Source organism: Allobosea sp. RIT-PG3_2, assembly GCF_057321085.1.
On record NZ_JBXWCA010000004.1, the window covers coordinates 186,108 to 202,146 of the forward strand.

General features: G+C 66.9%; 12 protein-coding genes. 6 read left to right on the forward strand and 6 right to left on the reverse strand.

Annotation, left to right across the window (positions count from 1 at the left end; all coding sequences use genetic code 11):
* Window positions 1-38: 38 nt before the first annotated feature.
* Window positions 39-923 carry an alpha/beta hydrolase family protein gene (locus tag AC2FAN_RS14215; RefSeq protein ID WP_485174862.1) on the reverse strand — a complete coding sequence of 295 codons (885 nt, stop codon included), beginning with the start codon at window positions 921-923 and terminating at the stop codon, window positions 39-41.
* Between the two features lie 107 nt (window positions 924-1,030).
* Here AC2FAN_RS14215 and AC2FAN_RS14220 point away from each other — a divergent pair, with 107 nt between their 5' ends.
* Window positions 1,031-1,696: a GntR family transcriptional regulator gene (locus tag AC2FAN_RS14220; RefSeq protein ID WP_485174864.1), complete on the forward strand. Its 666-nt coding sequence runs from the start codon at window positions 1,031-1,033 to the stop codon at window positions 1,694-1,696.
* Between the two features lie 20 nt (window positions 1,697-1,716).
* Here AC2FAN_RS14220 and AC2FAN_RS14225 read toward each other — a convergent pair whose 3' ends face one another.
* From AC2FAN_RS14225 to AC2FAN_RS14235, 3 genes are all read right to left on the reverse strand, one after another.
* A complete protein-coding gene (locus AC2FAN_RS14225) occupies window positions 1,717-3,258 on the reverse strand; it encodes an ABC transporter substrate-binding protein (protein WP_485174866.1) in 1,542 nt (513 codons plus the stop codon).
* An 85-nt stretch (window positions 3,259-3,343) separates the two neighbouring features.
* Window positions 3,344-4,903, reverse strand: coding sequence for an ABC transporter substrate-binding protein (locus tag AC2FAN_RS14230; RefSeq protein ID WP_485174868.1), 1,560 nt, complete (start codon window positions 4,901-4,903; stop codon window positions 3,344-3,346).
* Window positions 4,904-4,950: 47 nt separating this feature from the next.
* On the reverse strand, window positions 4,951-6,093 hold the full coding sequence (locus tag AC2FAN_RS14235; RefSeq protein ID WP_485174870.1) for a C45 family autoproteolytic acyltransferase/hydrolase: 1,143 nt from the start codon (window positions 6,091-6,093) through the stop codon (window positions 4,951-4,953).
* A gap of 83 nt (window positions 6,094-6,176) precedes the next feature.
* Here AC2FAN_RS14235 and AC2FAN_RS14240 point away from each other — a divergent pair, with 83 nt between their 5' ends.
* Both AC2FAN_RS14240 and AC2FAN_RS14245 read left to right on the forward strand, forming a co-directional pair.
* A complete protein-coding gene (locus tag AC2FAN_RS14240; protein ID WP_485174872.1) occupies window positions 6,177-7,067 on the forward strand; it encodes a GntR family transcriptional regulator in 891 nt (296 codons plus the stop codon).
* Between the two features lie 108 nt (window positions 7,068-7,175).
* A complete protein-coding gene (locus tag AC2FAN_RS14245; protein WP_485174874.1) occupies window positions 7,176-8,426 on the forward strand; it encodes an aminopeptidase in 1,251 nt (416 codons plus the stop codon).
* Between the two features lie 124 nt (window positions 8,427-8,550).
* On the opposite strand, the gene AC2FAN_RS14250 is transcribed toward AC2FAN_RS14245, so the two are convergent.
* Complete coding sequence (locus AC2FAN_RS14250) at window positions 8,551-9,588, reverse strand: DmpA family aminopeptidase (RefSeq protein WP_485174876.1); 1,038 nt, start codon at window positions 9,586-9,588, stop codon at window positions 8,551-8,553.
* A 153-nt stretch (window positions 9,589-9,741) separates the two neighbouring features.
* Here AC2FAN_RS14250 and AC2FAN_RS14255 point away from each other — a divergent pair, with 153 nt between their 5' ends.
* Window positions 9,742-10,173, forward strand: a complete 432-nt coding sequence (locus tag AC2FAN_RS14255; RefSeq protein WP_485174878.1) for a DUF1810 domain-containing protein — start codon at window positions 9,742-9,744, stop codon at window positions 10,171-10,173.
* A 4-nt stretch (window positions 10,174-10,177) separates the two neighbouring features.
* Here the strand turns inward: AC2FAN_RS14255 and AC2FAN_RS14260 are convergent, their stop codons facing one another.
* Window positions 10,178-11,146, reverse strand: a complete 969-nt coding sequence (locus AC2FAN_RS14260) for an ornithine cyclodeaminase family protein (RefSeq protein WP_485174880.1) — start codon at window positions 11,144-11,146, stop codon at window positions 10,178-10,180.
* A gap of 89 nt (window positions 11,147-11,235) precedes the next feature.
* On the opposite strand from AC2FAN_RS14260, the gene AC2FAN_RS14265 reads away from it, so the two are divergent.
* Both AC2FAN_RS14265 and AC2FAN_RS14270 read left to right on the forward strand, forming a co-directional pair.
* Window positions 11,236-12,147 carry an IclR family transcriptional regulator gene (locus AC2FAN_RS14265; protein ID WP_485174882.1) on the forward strand — a complete coding sequence of 304 codons (912 nt, stop codon included), beginning with the start codon at window positions 11,236-11,238 and terminating at the stop codon, window positions 12,145-12,147.
* A complete protein-coding gene (locus tag AC2FAN_RS14270) occupies window positions 12,144-15,992 on the forward strand; it encodes a hydantoinase B/oxoprolinase family protein (RefSeq protein ID WP_485174884.1) in 3,849 nt (1,282 codons plus the stop codon). Before AC2FAN_RS14265 ends, AC2FAN_RS14270 begins: the two co-directional genes overlap by 4 nt.
* The last annotated feature ends 47 nt before the right edge of the window (window positions 15,993-16,039 follow it).

Consider the following 16,039-nt stretch of genomic DNA (forward strand, 5'->3'; position numbering starts at 1 on the left):
GCGACATTCTCGTTAGGCGTTCGTGCCGGCGCCGATCGTCAGGCCGCCTTGCGGGCGGCGCGGAGGCGGATGAGCTCGGCGGCGAAGAAGTCCTCGACGACCGGCACGACCTTCACCCCGTCATGCGGCGTGTTCGGCACCAGGTCGAACCGCGCGGCAATGCCGTTCTCCTTGAAGGAATCGCGCAAGCTCGCCAGCCGCTCGGGCCGCGTGGCGCCGGCATGGTTGGCGTCCGGCATCCAGTTGCGGCCGCCCGGCTTGTGGGTGATCTCCCAGGTCTCGAGATCGGCGGCGCCGACGACCATCTGCACCGGCACCTTCTTCATGGCGGGGATGTCGAGCTGCTGGCCGAAGAGCTCGGCGAAATTGCGCGTACCGACCCACCAGTCGCGAGTCGGATCGAGCAGGGTCACCGAGCCCGGCGCGCCGATCGAGACGCCCCAGAGCTTATGCGGCTGCAGCATCAGGAAGCGATGGGCGAAATGGCCGCCGCCGGAATAGCCGAAGAGGCCGAAGCGGTCGAAGGCGATGCCGTAGCGTTCGGAGATCTCCTCGACGATGGCGAGCAGCACATGGTCGTAACGGAGATTGCCCTCGCGCATGTATTTGAAGCCGTCGCGATAGCCGTCGCCCATCACGCCGATCGGGAAGAGCGGCGCCAGGATGATGCAGTTGTTCCAACGGGCGAAGGACGAGAAGGCGTCGCGATAGCCGGTGAAGCCGCGGCCGGTGCCGTGCATCGCCACGACCAGCTCGGGCGCCTCGCCGGTCTTGCCGAGGCCAGGGGGCACATACAGGCAGTAAGCGAAGCGGGGATCGTGTTTTGACGCATAAATCGAGGTCGGGCCGTATTCGTAGAGCGCCTTGGCACGCGCTGCCGCCTCGATCTCGGGCTTGCCGGTCTGTTCTGCCACGGCGCTCACGGTCTCTCTCCTCTGGCGAATTTATTGGCGCCAATTATGTCGCATGTTATGGTTCGATCCGCAACCAACTTCTGTCGCGCCGTCCGAATCCTGCTAGAGAGCCTTCCATGACGTCCGAGCGGAAACGCAAAAACACCAGCCCGCGGCGGGCCATCCTCGCCAACGAGATCGCGCAGGCGATCCGGCTGCGCATGTTCAGGCCCGGCGAATGGCTGCGCCAGATCGACCTCGAGGAGCGTTTCCAGGCGACGCGTTTCGATGTGCGCAGCGCCCTCGACGAACTCGCCGTGCGCAAGACGATCGAGCATGTTCCGAACCGGGGCTATCGCGTCGCCGAGATCGACATGAAGACCTACAAGGAGATCCAGGCGACGCGGGTCATCCTCGAGACGGCGGCGGCGCACGGCATCGTCGCGCATATCGACGCGGCGGCGGTCGCTCGGCTGACGGCGGTCGCGGAGCAGTTCTCGGCCGTGGTGCTGACCGGCAGCCGTACCGAGCAAAGCGAGATCAACCGCGTCTTTCATCAGCTGCTTTATTCCTTCTGCGGCAATGCCGTGCTGGTGGAGATGATCTGGGGACTGCGCGACAGGGAGCGCGGTACGCAGATGACGGTCTGGAGCTCGCATGAATCGCTGCTGCGCAGCGATCGCGAGCACTATGCGATGATCGAGGCCCTGCAGGCCGGGGATGCTCCGCGTCTCGCCAAGGTGATCGCGGAGCATATCGTGACGGGCGGTACGCGCGCGCCGGCGGCGACCGGGGTCGCCTGACCGGCACATAGCCGCGAAGGTCACTTGGCGACGCTGACCTCCCAGAGGCGCGGCTTCGAGGCCACCCAGGGGGCGAAGCCCTGCAGGCGCTTGGAAACGACGGCCGTATCGACCTGATTGTAGAGGAAGATCAGCGGCGCATCGGCCAGCATCATGACGTGGAGCTGGTCGAAGATCTTCTTCCGCTCGGCCTCGTCGTTGATCAGGGTCGCCTTCTCGATGAGGGCATCGGCCTCGCGGTTGTCCCAGACCTTGGAGGGCAGCTTGTCCTTGGGGCCGGAGAACTGGTTGTAGCTCTGGGCGGGGTCGATCCGGGCTGAATAGCTGAAGGACATCATCTGGTAGTTGCCCTTCGAGAACCGGTCGAGCTGCGTCGCCCATTCCAGGATCTCGATATCGGCCTTGATGCCGGCGGCCTGCAGCATCGCCTGCGCCATGATCGCGACGGGGTAGCTCGGCACGGTCGAGCGCTTGTTGGCGATCAGCTTGATCGTCTCGCCCTTGTAGCCGGCCTCGGCCAGCAGCTTCTTCGTCCGGGCGGGATCGTGCGCATAGCGCTTCTTCTGGACCTCGTCATAGAAGGGCGAGGTGATGTAGACCGCGGAGTTGTTGGTCTTGCCGAGATCGTTCGAGACGGCGCCGACGATCTCGTCGAGGTCGAGCGCGGAAGCGATCGCCTGCCGCATGCGCACATCGCTCAGCAGCGGGTCGCGGGTCTGGAGCAAGATCGTGTGCTTGGTCGCGCTCGGCGCGGTCAGCACCTGAAGGCCGGTCTTCTTCATCTCCGGCACGTCCTGATCCGGCACGTCGGCGACATCGAGCGCGCCCGACATCATGCCGGCCTTGACGGTCGCGCCATCGGCGATCGACAGGAACTTGACCTCCGGCACCAGCGGGCGCTTGGAGCCGACATAGCCGTCGCGCTTGTCGCCGGGCGGCGACGCGTAGGCATCGAAGCGCTTCAGCAGGACATATTCGCCACGACGCCAGTCGGCGAGCTGGAACGGGCCGGTGCCGATCGGCTTGTCCCAGCTGCCATCGGCCTTGACCGAATCCTTGTGCAGGATCGCGACCATCGCGCAGTCGGTGCGCGCCATCGTGTCGAGGAACAGCGCGCTCGGCTTCGCGAGCTTCATCACGAAGGTCGAGGCGTCCGGGGCGGTCGCCTCCGTGACCTTGAGCCCGATGGCGCCGTCGAACTCCGCCTTGCAGCGCCAGTCGGTCTTCGCATCCATGTAGCGGTTCCAGCTCCACAGCACGTCGGCCGAGGTCATCTCGGCGCCGTTGTGGAACTTCACGCCCTTGCGGAGATGGAAGGTGTAGGTGAGGCCGTCCGGCGCGATGTCGATCGTCTCGGCGAGCAGCGGCGCGACCGCGCCGTTCTCGCGATAGCCGACGAGACCCTCGACCATGTGCAGCACGACGGCGTCGGTGTTGTCGTCGCGGTTGACGCCCGGATTGGTCGAGCGGATGTCGGCGTTGAGCGCGACATTGATCGTCTGCGCCTGCGCCGCGCTGCCGATCAGCGCGAGCGCCAGGGCAGAAGCCGAAATGCGGATCATTCCCGTTCCCCTTGTTGTTCTGTCGTCCGGCATGCCCGGAAAGGGCATGCCGTTGCGCGAAAGCCCGAAGGCGAGGGAAGGGCCGCTATTCGCCGACCGTGACTTCCCAGGAGCGCGGCAGCGAGCTGACGGTCGAGACGTAGCCCTTGGTCTTGGCGCCCATCGCGCCGCCGACGATGCCGTTATAGAGCATCACCATCGGCACATCGGCGAGGAAGCGCTTGTGCAGATCGTCGAAGATCTTCTGGCGCTCGGCCCGGTCGGTCACCACCATCGACTTGTCGAGCTGGGCCTGGACCTGCGGATCGTCCCAGAGCTTGCGCGGCTGCTTGTCCTTCGGCCCGGTCATCGACTCGAAGCTCAGCGCCGGATCCATGCGGCCCGAATAGGGGAAAGCCTGGATCTGGTAGTTGCCCTTGGAGTAGCGGTCGAGCTGCGTCGCCCATTCCAGAACCTCGATCTCGACATTGAGGCCGACCGCCTGCAGCATCTGCTGCGCGACGACCGCGGCGTCGAAGCTCTCGGGATAGCGCTTGTTGGCGAGCATCACGAGCTTCTCGCCCTTGTAGCCGGCCTCGGCGACGAGCTTCTTGGCGGCTGCGGGATCGTATTTCCAGCCTTCCTTCTGCACCGTGCCGTAATAGGCGGAGAGCGCCGGGACGATCGAATTGTTGGCCGTGCCGATGCCGTCGCTGACGGCGGCGACCAGCTCCTTGGAGTCGATCGCGGCGGCGATCGCCTGGCGCAGCTTGACGTTCTGCAGCAGCGGATCCCGGGTCTGGATGATCAGGCCGACGAGGCCCATGCTGGTGACGACGGAGGTCTTGACCCTGTCGTTCTTCTTGAGCTCCGCGATGTCGGTGTTGGCGATGTCGGGGACGATGTCGATGTCGCCACGCAGCAGGGCCGCCTTGGCGGTCGCGTTGTCGGGAATGACGAGGAAGCGGACTTCGTCGACCAGCGGTCGCTTGGCCCCGGTCAGCCCGTCGATCTTGCCGGGCAGCGAGGCGTAGCCCGCGAAGCGCTCCAGCTTGATGTATTCGCCGCGCTTCCATTCGCCGAGCTTGAAGGGGCCGGTGCCGATCGGCTTGTCGAAGCTGCCATCGGCCTTGAGCGAATCCTTATGGAGGATGCCGGTCATGGCGCAGTCGGTGCGGGCGAGCGAGGAGAGGAAGAGCGCGCTCGGCTTCTCCAGCTCGAACACGACCGTCTTCTCGTCCGGCGCGGAGACCTTCTCAACCTTGACCTGGCCGCGGCCGTCGAATTCCGAGAGGCAGCGCCAGTCGGTCTTCGGATCCATGTAGCGGTTCCAGCTCCACAGCACGTCGGCCGCGGTCAGGGGCGCACCGTTGTGGAACTTCACGCCCGGGCGCAGCGTGAAGCTGTAGCTCTTGCCGTCCTGGGAGATGTCGATCTTCTCGGCCAGCAGCGGCTTGGGCAGCGCGTCCTCGCCATAAGCGACGAGGCCTTCGACCATCTGCAGGACGACGCCATCGGTATTGGCGTCGCGATTGACGCCCGGATTGATCGAACGGATGTCGGCGCGCAGCTGGATACGCAGCGTGCTTGCCTCGGCCAACTGGACCAGACCGCCGCACAGCAGTGCGGCGGCGAGGGCGGTGGCGTTCAGGATCGGTCGGCGCATCATGTTCCCCTGTTGTTTTTTCGGTTGTGACGCGGGGCCGGGGCGGGTTATTCGGCCGCTTCGGCGAGCAGGATCGGATCCTCTGTCAGGCTGTAGCGGGTGAAGACGCGGTTCTCGGCCGGCAGCGGCGCCACCTCCATGATCCCCTTCACCGGCTGCATGATCACCATCGCGACCGTCGCCGAGAGATTGCCGGCCTCGTTGGGGCGGGCGGGGCGGCAGACCGAGTAGGGCGAGAGGAAATCGTCGAAGAAGGCCTGCTTGAGGTCGTCGACAGTGAGCTTGCGGCCGGCCTCGTCGAGCAGCTTCTTCACCCGCCAGTCGCGGTAGAAGCTTTCGGGCACGCGGGGGATGCTGGTGTTCTTCACCTTGGTCAGCGCGATCTGGCCCACCCAGTGATTGGCATGCACGATCAGGCCGTCTTCGGGATAGATCGGGAAGGCCTCGTCCGGCGCGCATTCGAAATCGATGCCGAAGCCCTTCACGGTCGAGAGCATCATGTTGTTGGAGCAGGCCTTCGGCGTGGCCGCCACCGCCTTGATTGCGAAGGCTAGATGCTCCTGCTCCAGCACCTTGCGGCGGATCAGCGCGAGCGGCACGCCGGTCTGGGTGAAGTCGCGCTCGCATTCCAGATAGTTGGCGGTGATCGAGACGCCGGCCGCGTTCATGCCGCAGCGGGCGAGGCCGCCGGCCTCGACGAAGGTCAGGAAATCCGGGCCGTCGTCACGGCGCACGCGCAGCACGATCGCCGTCTCCGCGCATTCGGCGCGCCAATCCCAGTTCTGGCCATGGATGAGCTCGCCGGTGGCGCTGCGCTCCGGCAGGATGATCGCGCCGGTGCAGCCGTCGTCGAGTTCTTCGGTCGCCTCGACCGGCTTGTTCTTGACCATCCGCGCCTTGGCGATGACCTCGGTGCGGGCATTGATCATGATGACGTCTTCGAGCGCGACGCCGGCGCCGTCGGCAATGCCGCGCATCTCCTCGACGTAATGGGCACCGAAGGCCTCGATCTCGCGGGCGAACTCGCCGATCAGGGCGGATTTCGCCTTGGCGTCGTAGCCGAGATCGCCGAGTTGGCCGCCATAGAGCTCGATCGAGCGTTTCACGCGCTGCGGCACGGCCGCGCCATGCTGGCGGCCGCGCTCATAGGGCGAGCCCGAAACGTCGACGAAGGGGCAGGGCTGGACCATGGCGCACAACTTTCCGATATGCTGGCGTGAGACTGTTCTCTAATGTATTTCATTGCTAACTAAAACAATCAAGGGCTCTCCCGATGGCGATGCCGACTCGGCTTCAGCAGGAGATCGCCGAGCGCATCCTGCAACTGGTGCGCGACGATGCGCTCAGTGCCGGCGCCTGGCTGAACGAGAACGCGACGGCGCGGCGCCTCGGCGTTTCGCGCACGCCGGTGCGCGCCGCGCTCGACCATCTCGCCGAGCAGGGCATCGTGCGCCGCCAACTCAACAAGGGCATCGAGATCCTGAAGCTGCCCGTCGCCGCCGACAGCGCGCTGCCGCCGGAGGCGATCGAGCTGGCGATGGTGCGGCTGGCGCATGAGCGGGAGAACGGGCTCCTGCCGGACGAGGTTTCCGAACTGGAAGTGATGCGGCGCTACGAGCTCGGCCGGCCGGAGGCGCAGAAGCTGCTCGCCCGGCTCGCCGATCTCGACATGGTCGAGCGCAAGGCGGGCTATGGCTGGCGCTTCCTGCACGAGCCGCGCGACAAGCGCCTGCGCGACGAGAGCTATCGCTTCCGCATGATCGTCGAGCCGATGGCGATGCTCGAACCAGGATTCCACCTCGATCCCGGCTGGATCGCCGAGATGAGGGCGCGGCACGCCGAAGCGCTGCAACGGCCCTGGCGCGAATCCTCCAGCATCGCTTTCTACGAAATGAACGCCGATTTTCACGAGGGCTTGGCCGCCGCTACGGGCAACCGCTATTTCCATTCGGCCGTGAGGCGCCAGAACCAGCTCAGGCGCCTCTCGAACTACGACTGGGGCCTCGGCTTCGAGCGCGTGCAGGTCAATTGCACGGAGCATTTGGGAATGCTCGACCATTTGGAAGCCGGCGAGAACGAGGTCGCCTCGGCTCTGATGCGCAGCCATCTGCTGCGGGCAAGCAAGCTCAGGCTCGGCACTAAGCCGGCTGAACCGACCGCGTGAAAGCGCGTCGCCCGATCACCGGATGGCTGCCCTGCCACCGCGACGGTTGACCCGGCGGCGATTTGGGCGAGCAATGGCTGATATCCCGAATCCGACAGGTCGAATGCCATGACTGCTCATCAGCGCCCGCAAGCCATTGATCCCGCTAAGCTCGACAAGCTGGCCGAGGTCGCCATCCGCGTGGGCTTGAACCTCCAGCCGGGGCAGGACCTGTTCCTGACGGCGCCGGTCGCGGCGCTGCCGTTGGTCCGGCGCATCGCCGAGCACGCCTACAAGGCCGGCGCCGGCATCGTGACGCCGATGCTCGCCGACGAGGAGATCACGCTCGCCCGCTATCGCTATGCCCCCGATGCGAGCTTCGACAAGGCGCCGGGCTGGCTCTATGAGGGCGTCGCCAAGGCCTTCTCCGCCAATACCGCCCGTCTCGCCGTGGTCGGCGACAATCCGATGCTGCTGGCGAACGAGGACCCGGCCAAGGTCGGGCGCGCCAGCAAGGCCAATTCGGTGGCCTACCAGCCGGCGCTGGAGAAGATCGCGGGCTTCGACATCAACTGGAACATCCTCGCCTATCCCAGCGCGGCCTGGGCGAAGCAGGTGTTCCCGGATGATGCCGAGGAGGTCGCTGTCGGCAAGCTGGCCGAGGCGATCTTTGCGGCGTCGCGCATCAACGAGGCCGACCCGGTCGCGGCCTGGGCGGCGCATAATGCGGCGTTGCGCACACGCCGCGACTGGCTGAACGGCCAGCGCTTCGCCTCGCTGCACTTCACCGGGCCGGGCACCGATCTCACGGTCGGGTTGGCAGATGGGCATGACTGGCAGGGCGGCGCCTCGCCGGCCAAGAACGGCGTCGTCTGCAATCCCAATATCCCGACCGAAGAGGTCTTCACCACGCCGCATGCGCGCCGGGTCGACGGCCACGTCTCAAGCACCAAGCCGCTTTCCTATCAGGGCTCGCTGATCGACCAGATTCAGGTGCGCTTCGAGGGCGGACGGATCGTCGAGGCCAAGGCCTCGCGCGGCGAAGCCGTGCTGAACAAGGTGCTCGACACCGACGAGGGCTCGCGCCGGCTCGGCGAAGTCGCGCTGGTGCCGCATTCCTCGCCGATCTCGAAGAGCGGCATCCTGTTCTACAACACGCTCTTCGACGAGAACGCCTCCTGCCACATCGCGCTCGGCCAGTGCTATTCGAAATGCTTCGTCGACGGCGCCAACCTGACGCCGGAGCAGATCGCGGCGCAGGGCGGCAACAAGAGCCTGATCCATATCGACTGGATGATTGGCTCGGGCGAGGTCGATATCGATGGCGTCCATGCCGACGGGCGCCGCGTGCCGGTGTTCCGCAAGGGTGAATGGGCCTGAGCCGCCCGAGCCGTCATGCCCGGGCTTGACCCGGGCATCTCAGGACCAGAAGGCGCCTTTTCCGGCATGAGATTCTCAGTTCTGCGCTTCGCCTCGCCCGAGAATGACGTCGAAGGTTTTCGGCTCAGGCCGGATTGGCGTGCAACCAGTCGCCCAGCGACGGACGATAATGCCCGGCCCGCCCGGTGGTGGCGGGTGCGGCCGCCATCGCGTTGAGCACGGCTTCCTGCGTCGCCTCGGTCGCGGCGCGGAAGAGAGTGTCGATGCGGTTCTCGTTGAGGGCGCGGAGCGATACGAGATCGCCCGGCTGGTCGTGGTCGATCGGATCGGCGGTGGTGAAGGCGACGGCGATGTCGCCGCTGCCATTGCCCCAGAAGGCGCCGAGCCGGGCGAGGCCGGCGCTACCGCGCCTTGCAATTCGTTGAAGCTGTCGTGATTCCAACGGCACGTCGGTCGCGATGACCAGGATCACCGAGCCACGCTCGGCTTGCAGTTTCACCTCCGGCGGAACTGGGCGGCGGCCATCGGGCAGGACGAGGTCGCCGGCATTGCCGAAATTCGCCAGCGCCAGCACGCCGAGCGTGTGATCGGTGCTGTCCAGAGTAAAGCGGCGCGAGGCCGTGCCGATGCCGCCTTTGAAGCCGAAGGCGCTCATGCCGGTGCCGGCGCCGACGGCGCCCTCCGCGACGGAGCCTGATGTGGCGGCATCGAGCGCGGCGAAGGCGTGGGCCTCGGTCAGCGCGCGGGCGCGGATATCGGAGAGATAGCCGTCATTGCATTCGAGCACGAGCGGATTGACCGTGCCGGTCTCGCGACCGATGTCGGGATTGGCGGCGAGTGCGCGTGTCACCAGCGCGTCGAAGCCCGTGCCGACCGCCAGCGTGTTGCAGAGCAGGAGCGGCGTTTCGATCTGGCCGAGCTCGGCGAGCTGCATCAGCCCGGCGCTCTTGCCGAAGCCGTTGATGACATCGACCGCAGCGCGGACCTTGCGGCGGAAGAGGTTGCCGTCATGCGGCAGCAGGGCGGTGAAGCCGGTGAGGATATCGCCCTCATGCAAGGTGCGGTGGCCGATCTTCACGTCGGGCACATCGGTGATCGCGTTGAGCGGGCCGGGCTGCATGATGCCGCAGGTGATGCCGAAGTCGCGCAGGCGCTGAGTCATGGTGCGGGGTCTCGATGAGCGTGCGGCGGGAATAGCATGCACGCCTGCCGGCACAAGCGCGGGGCGCAGAGCTCATCGAACGCCGAAGCTCCATGCGCGTTTGGAGAGTGATGAGCGCCAGCTCGTAGCCGACACCCGACCAGGGAGTGCGCCATGCCCGATCCGTTCCCGTTGCAGCGCTTCCTCGATGCGCAGGAGGATGTCTGGCAGACCGCGCTGGCGGAGCTGAAGGACGGTCTCAAGCGCACGCATTGGATCTGGTTCGTCTTCCCGCAGATGCGCGGGCTGGGCCTGTCACCGACCTCGGAGTTTTATGGCGTGGTTTCGCTCGACGAGGCGCGGGCCTATCTGGCGCATCCGGTTCTCGGCGCGAGGCTGGCGCGCTGCACCGAGGCGGTGCTGGCCCATGAAGGGCGAGGCGCCCATGCCATCTTCGGTTCGCCCGATGATATGAAGCTGCGCTCCTCGATGACGCTCTTTGATGCCGCGAGCGCAGAAGGCGACAACCTGTATCGCGCGGTGCTGCGGGGTTTCTTCGACGGTGTGCCCGATCCACGCACGCTGGAGCTGATCGGGAAAGACTAGCCCCTCAGCGCGGCAGCTTCGTCCCGAAACCCTGAGCACGGGCCTTCGTGACGACGAGATGGGCAAGGGCGAGATCGGCGAGAGCGACGCCGCGGAAGGCGAAGAAGGAGCGGCCGCCCGAGGCCGTCGGATGCGGGCCTGCGGCCAGCTCGATCAGATCGTACTGGAAGGCGACCGTCGTGACCGGGTTGCCGTCGGCGCCATAGGGCGCATGAGACTGTTCGAGGCTGTCGGTGGCGAGCACGTCGAAGGCCGGCAGCGCCTCGGGCTTCCAGCTCCGGCCGGTGTCGACAGCCGCCGCGAAGGCCACAGGCTTCATGCTGTTTGCATCGAGGAAGGGCGCCATGCCCGCCATACCCGGCACCATCGAGATTACGATGTCGCTGCGCGACAGCAGCGCCTCGGCATCATCCAGGACCTGCGCCGAGAGTCCGGCGGCCTGTGCGGCTTCGGCGAGTCGCTCTGCCGAGGCGCGGCTGCGGCTGAGCATCAGGGCGGTCGTCAGGCCGGGATAGAGATCGCGGAAGGCGGCGAGATGGGCGTGGGCCTGCAAGCCGCAACCGACGAAGCCGATGGTCTGCGGCGCGGCAGGCGCCAGGCGCGAGGCGGCAGCGGCGCTGATCGCCGCCGTGCGGATCAGGGTGATCTCGTCGCCGTCCATCACGGCCATCGGCAGGCCCGTCGCATAGTCGCTGACGCAGATCAGCGCGCTGACGGCCGGAAGCGGCGAGCCGGCGGCCACCGGCGCCATCGCCACCCATTTCATCGCGGCGATCCCCTGAGCGGAGGACGCCGCCGTCATCGCCTGGAAGCCATGGCCCGGCCCGAGCGAGAGCGTGTTCTTCGGCAGGCTGCGGTTCAGCCCGGCGGCATGGTCGCGAAAGCCCTGCAGCACGGCCTCGCGCGCCTCGCCGGGCGAAATGGCCAGCGCCCGGATGTCGCCGCGCGAGAGGTAGAACAGCGTATCGCTCATCCGGTGAACTCCGTGGCGGCAAGGCAGGCGTGTGCGCCCGGGACTGGCGAGGAGGCCGGGATACAGCCAAGCCCGGCTGGCGTCGAGGCATGCTGACACTCCGCAGGCAGGCACGCAGCCGAGCCGGTCACAGGATTGACATCTTCATTAACCTGCGTATTGTTCCTTTTATTGCAACTCAAGTTCCATTGAATGGAACTTTACCGGTAGCCGCGATGTCCATCCTGTCGTCGGCCGTGGATGTTCTCCGTTGCTTCTCCAGCATGCGTCACGACGTGACCGTGACCGATCTCGTTTCGCTTCTGGGCATGCCGAAGAGCAACGCGTCCCGCCTGCTGCGGGCGATGCGCGACGAGGGGCTTCTGGAGACAGTCGGCGACAGCAAGCGCTACCGGCCGTCGCTGCTGCTCAACCAGGTCGGCCATCTCTACCGCTTCGCCGCATCGCTGATCGACCGGGCGGACACCGTCGTCGGGCGGATCTCAGACCAGATCGGCCATACCGGCTATATCAGCGTCCGGCGCGGCAACGAGATCGTCGGCGTCACCGCCCATCCGGGGCGCCACGCGCTCAGGGTCGTCACCGCGATCGGCGATCGTCTCCCCGCCTTCGCCTCCAGTACCGGTCGTGCCCTCCTCGCGCGGCTCACGGATGGCGAGGTCCGCGCGCTTTATCCAGACGGCCTCACCGCGCCGTCCGAGACCGCGCCGCAGGACATCGACGAACTGCTGGCCCGCCTCGCGATTGTTCGGAGTGCCGGCTTCGCCGAATCCCATGACGAGGCCGTGCGCGGGGTGCGCGCGATCTCGGTCGCGGTCGGTGATCCCGCCACCGGCGACGAGGTGGCGATCTGCATTTCCTTCCCGGCCGCGACCGTCGAGCCGGCCGAGCGCCTCGCCATCATCCGTTCGCTGGGGGAAGGCGCCGCCGAGATCGCGGCCCTGACCCAGGACAAGCGCTTCACACCCTTGAATCTCTCAACCGCGGAGACCGCTCCATGAGCAATCGCTGGCGCATCGGCTTCGACATCGGCGGCACCTTCACCGATTTCATCCTCTATGACGGGCAGGAGCGCTCGGTTCGGCTCCATAAGCGCCTGACCACGCCGCACGATCCCTCGGAGGCCGCGCTGATCGGCCTCGGCGAACTCGTCGAGATGGCCGGCATCACGCTCGCCGATGTCGGCGACATCGTCCACGGCACGACGCTGGTCACCAATGCCGTGATCGAGCGCAAGGGCTCGAAGCTCGGGCTGATCACCACCAAGGGCTTCCGCGACATCCTCGAAATGGGGACCGAGCAGCGCTACGACATCTACGACCTGTTCCTGACCTTCCCCGACCCGCTGGTCTCGCGCGAACTGCGCCTCGAAGTAGCCGAGCGTATCGACCGCGACGGCAAGGTCGTGACCGCACTCGATGCGGAGGCCGTCCGCAAAGCAGCCCGCGAACTCGCCGCCGCCGGTTGCGAGGCGATCGCGGTCTGTTTCCTCAACAGCTACCGCAATCCGGCGCATGAGCAGGAAGCCGGCCGCATCGTCCGCGAGACCTGCCCCGAGCTCACCGTCTCGCTGTCGAGCGAGGTCGTCGCCGAGATCTGGGAATACCAGCGCTTCGTCACCACGGCGGCCAATGCCTATGTCCAGCCGCTGATGCGCCGCTATCTCCAGCGGCTGGAGCGCGAGCTTGCGGCCCGCTCCTTCACGGGCGCGCTCAGGTTGATGCATTCGGCTGGTGGCCTCGTCTCGCCCGAGACGGCGCGAACCTTCCCGATCCGCCTGCTCGAAAGCGGCCCGGCCGGTGGCGGCCTCGCCACGGCCCTGTTCGGCGAACTCGCCGGCCACAAGGACGTGATTTCCTTCGACATGGGCGGCACCACCGCCAAGGCCTGCATGATCGAGGATGGCCGCGCCGAGATCGCGCCCATGCTGGAGGCCGGCCGCGTCAACCGCTTCGCCAAGGGCTCCGGCCTGCCGATCAAGGCGCCCGTCATCGACATGATCGAAATCGGCGCCGGCGGCGGCTCGATCGCCGCGATCGACGAGGTCGGCCTGCTCAAGGTCGGCCCTCACTCGGCCGGCTCCGATCCGGGCCCGGCCTGCTACGGCATGGGCGGCACCAAGCCGACCGTGACCGACGCCAATCTCGTGCTCGGTTATTACGATCCGAGCTTCTTCCTCGGCGGGCGCATGGCGCTCGATCTGGAGGCGGCGCGCAAGGCCGTCGCCACGGTCGCCGAGCCGCTCGGCCTTTCGGTCGAGGAAGCCGCCTGGGGCATCCACAAGGTCGTGGTCGAGAGCATGGGCGCGGCCGCCCGCGTCCATCTCGTCGAGAAGGGCAAGGACCCCCGCCATTACGCCATGGTCGGCTTCGGCGGTGCCGGACCTGCGCATGCCGTCGACGTCGCACGCGTGCTCGGCGTCAAGCAGGTCATCATCCCGCCGGCCTCGGGCGCGGCTTCGGCGCTCGGCTTCCTCGCCGCGCCGCTCTCCTTCGACATGGTGCGCTCGCTGCCGGTCGAATTCTCCGAAGGCTTCGACGCCGCCGCTGTCAATGCGATGCTCGGCCAGCTCGAGGAAGAAGGCCGCAAGCACCTGATCGAGGCCGGGGTGAAGCTCGCCGATGTCACGGTCGAGCGCTCGGCCGATATGCGCCTCGTCGGCCAGATGCACGACATCGCCGTGCCGCTGCCGGCCGGCACCATCGATGCGTCGAGCCTCGAAGCCATCCGCGCCGCCTTCGGCAAGGCCTATTCGGCCCGCTACACCTCGGTCTATGAGGGCGCGCGGCTGGAGGCGATCAACTTCCGGGTCCGCTGTGCCGGCCCGGTGCCGACCCTGTCGCTTTCCGGCGCTGCCGGCGGCGGCGACGCGGCCGCCAAGGTCAAGGGCACCCGCAAGGCCTGGTTCGAGGGCGGCTGGAGCGAGGCCACCGTCTATGACCGCTATGCGCTCCGCTCTGGCGACACCGTCAAGGGCCCGGCGATCATCGAGGAGCGCGAGGCGACCACGATCGTGCCGCCGGGCGATAGCGTCGCCATCGACGATGTGCTGAACCTCATCGTCCATGTCGGTCAGGCCAATGCGGTCGAGACCTCGATCACCGCGGACATGCCGCTGGCCGAAGCCGCGCGCCGGATCGAGGCCGATCCGATCTCGCTGGAGATCATGTGGAGCCGGATGATCAACGTCGTCGAGGAGATGTGGCTGACCGTCTGCCGCACCGCCTTCTCGCTGGTGATCTCGGAAGCGCAGGATTTCGCCTGCGAACTGCTCGATCCCGAGGGCGAGACGCTGGCGCATTCGCCCCGTGCCATGCCGGTGTTCAACCTGACCCTGCCCCGCGCGGTGAAGGCGCTGCTGGAGCGCTATCCGGCCGAGACGCTGAAGCCCGGCGACGTGCTGATCACCAACGATCCCTGGCTCTGCGCCGGCCATCTCTTCGACATCGCGGTGGTGACGCCGGTCTTCCTCGGCGACCGCGTCGTCGGGCTGATGGGCACCGTCGGCCATGTCTCCGACATTGGCGGCACCAAGGATTCGCTGCGGGCCCGCGAGATCTACGAGGAAGGCTTCCAGATCCCGCCGATGAAGCTCTACGAAGCCGGGAAGATCAACGAGACGCTGGTGCGCCTGCTGGCCGAGAACGTGCGCAATTCCGAGCAGGTGCTCGGCGATCTCCACTCCTTCGTCGCGGCCAATGCCATCGGCGCCGAGCGTCTGCAGTCCTTCCTCGGCGACTACGGCATGCAGGATCTGCGGGCGCTCGCCCATGTCGTGCAGAGCCGTTCCGAGAAGGCGATGCGCGAGGCCATTCGCGCGCTGCCTGACGGCACCTATCACGGCACGGTCTCGAACAACCCGCTGGGCACGCCGATGACCTATCCGCTGGCGCTGACGGTGAAGGGCGACACCATCCATCTCGACTTCGCGGGCGCGCCGCCCCAGCTGCCGCAGGGCGGGCTGAACTGCACGCTCAACTATACGATGGCGCATGCGACCTACCCGTTGAAATGCATGCTGACGCCGGGCGTGCGCGGCAATGCCGGCTGCTATCGCGCCTTCTCGATCGATGCGCCGAAGGGCTCGATCCTGAATTGCGACAAGCCATTGGCGGTGAACCTGCGCACCCGGACCGGCTGGTATCTGGCGCCGAACATCTTCCGCGCCTTGTCGAAGGCGGCGCCGAAGCAGGTGCAGGCCTTCACCGGCCTGCCGGTGGCAGCAAGCGTCTATGGCCGCGACCAGGCCGGCGACACCTATTCCGACATGCTCTTCGTCGGCGGCGGCCAGGGCGGCTCGGCCCATGGCGACGGCAAGTCGGGCCTGCTCTACCCGACCTCGGCGGCCAACACCTCGATCGAGACCTTCGAATCACGCGTGCCGGTGCTGGTGGTCGAGAAGACCTATCTCACCGACTCAGGCGGCGCCGGTCAGCATCGCGGCGGCCTCGGCCAGCGCGTGCGTTTGCGCAAGCTTTCCGATGACGGCCTGCCGACGCTGGTCTCGCTCTATCCGGAAGGCGTCAACAACCCGATCCCGGGCCTGTTCGGCGGCAAGGCCGGAGGCAGCGCCTCGGGCCGGGTCATCGACGAGCAGGGCCATGTGCTGAAGGACGTCGGCACCGGCGAGCTGGTCCAGGTCAAGCAGCCGCATGAGATCGTCGAGCTCGTGCTCGCCGGTGGTGCCGGTTACGGGGCCGCTTCAGAGCGCTCACGAGAGGCGATCGCCCGCGACATCGCGCTCGGTCTCGTTTCGCCGGAAGCCGCCAAGCGCGACTACGGCGTGCAGGGGGCGCATGCCACGCAGGACGTGGGCGAGGCCAAGGCCGGCATCCTGGTTGCCTGACGGCAAGGATCGAAACGCAAACAGCCCGTAAGGGGCGAATAGGGGAC

Bases quoted from the DNA above. Each gene is read 5' to 3' on its own strand.
- AC2FAN_RS14240 (WP_485174872.1), top strand. From the start codon at position 6,177: ATGGCGATGCCGACTCGGCTTCAGCAGGAGATCGCCGAGCGCATCCTG.
- AC2FAN_RS14270 (WP_485174884.1), top strand. From the start codon at position 12,144: ATGAGCAATCGCTGGCGCATCGGCTTCGACATCGGCGGCACCTTCACC.
- AC2FAN_RS14220 (WP_485174864.1), top strand. From the start codon at position 1,031: ATGACGTCCGAGCGGAAACGCAAAAACACCAGCCCGCGGCGGGCCATC.
- AC2FAN_RS14245 (WP_485174874.1), top strand. From the start codon at position 7,176: ATGACTGCTCATCAGCGCCCGCAAGCCATTGATCCCGCTAAGCTCGAC.
- AC2FAN_RS14235 (WP_485174870.1), bottom strand. From the start codon at position 6,093: ATGGTCCAGCCCTGCCCCTTCGTCGACGTTTCGGGCTCGCCCTATGAG.
- AC2FAN_RS14250 (WP_485174876.1), bottom strand. From the start codon at position 9,588: ATGACTCAGCGCCTGCGCGACTTCGGCATCACCTGCGGCATCATGCAG.
- AC2FAN_RS14230 (WP_485174868.1), bottom strand. From the start codon at position 4,903: ATGCGCCGACCGATCCTGAACGCCACCGCCCTCGCCGCCGCACTGCTG.
- AC2FAN_RS14265 (WP_485174882.1), top strand. From the start codon at position 11,236: ATGCTGACACTCCGCAGGCAGGCACGCAGCCGAGCCGGTCACAGGATT.
- AC2FAN_RS14225 (WP_485174866.1), bottom strand. From the start codon at position 3,258: ATGATCCGCATTTCGGCTTCTGCCCTGGCGCTCGCGCTGATCGGCAGC.
- AC2FAN_RS14260 (WP_485174880.1), bottom strand. From the start codon at position 11,146: ATGAGCGATACGCTGTTCTACCTCTCGCGCGGCGACATCCGGGCGCTG.
- AC2FAN_RS14255 (WP_485174878.1), top strand. From the start codon at position 9,742: ATGCCCGATCCGTTCCCGTTGCAGCGCTTCCTCGATGCGCAGGAGGAT.